Raw genomic sequence first — 956 nt, forward strand, 5'->3', positions numbered from 1 at the left:
AAGTTGAGCCGGGAGTCCGGCTCATTATGAATACCAAAACAATGGATGATGGACCATCTTGGTCTCCTTCAGTTGACCAAAATGATTCTATTACTTCCACTGTAGGGGGCGATGATGAGTGATAAAACACCTGTCGGAGATGTAAGACCCAGCCAATTACTTTGGACATATGGCCCTGGCGCTTTGATTGACCTTCCCAGCTTATCTGTTCTTACTTTGGGTACTCACCTATGGGACAAAGATCGCTGCTCACCTATTGCAGAGGCAAGATTGTTGGCGGCAGTCAGGAAAGAACTGGGCTCTCAGGTGGAGAGTCTGAGAATGCCTCCATATCAGAAAAGCGAACATGTAGATGCGTATTCTGCTGAAGCTAATATTGGGGTTCCCGTATTGCCATTTCCACGTTGGCTAAGGTGCGTTAAATGCGGCCTTCTTTCTCCTTTTGATCGAGGCCTGTTTGAATGCAAAGAGAATAGATATCGTCCTGAGTTGACCAGGTTTGTGCATAAAGGATGTACAGGATCAAAAGGTGATTCTAAAGCGACTGATGCAGATGCAGTGCCCGCACGTTTTTTGCTGGCCTGTCGGAATGGTCACCTTGATGATTTCCCTTGGCATTATTTTGTTCATAGCGGAGTTAGCGAGTGCAAAGGAACTCTCAGGTTCTTCGAGAGTGGTGCATCGCTCCAAACGGAAAACCTTTGGGTGAAGTGTGACACTTGTGAAAAATCACGCTCTCTTGCTCATGCATTTGGACAAGAAGGTAAAGATAATCTGCCAAAATGCAGGGGAAGGCATGCTCATCTGAATATTTATGACGATGACTGTAAAGAAGAGGCAAGAGCCGTACTACTGGGGGCGACGAACAGCTGGTTCCCCATTACTCTTTCTGCCTTAGCAATACCTGTAACTCGGGACCCTATCATTCAGCTTCTACAGGACGGTCTGGATTTTTT

1 protein-coding gene is annotated in these 956 nt (G+C 46.4%); it reads left to right on the forward strand.

Features of this window, described 5'->3' with window-relative positions:
• Positions 1 to 111: 111 nt before the first annotated feature.
• A partial coding sequence (gene drmB, locus J7438_RS25980; RefSeq protein WP_286196952.1) for a DrmB family protein occupies positions 112 to 956 on the forward strand: 845 nt, incomplete at its 3' end.

Origin of the sequence: Thalassotalea sp. G20_0, assembly GCF_017744175.1 — a bacterium.
Taxonomy (GTDB): domain Bacteria; phylum Pseudomonadota; class Gammaproteobacteria; order Pseudomonadales; family Endozoicomonadaceae; genus Endozoicomonas.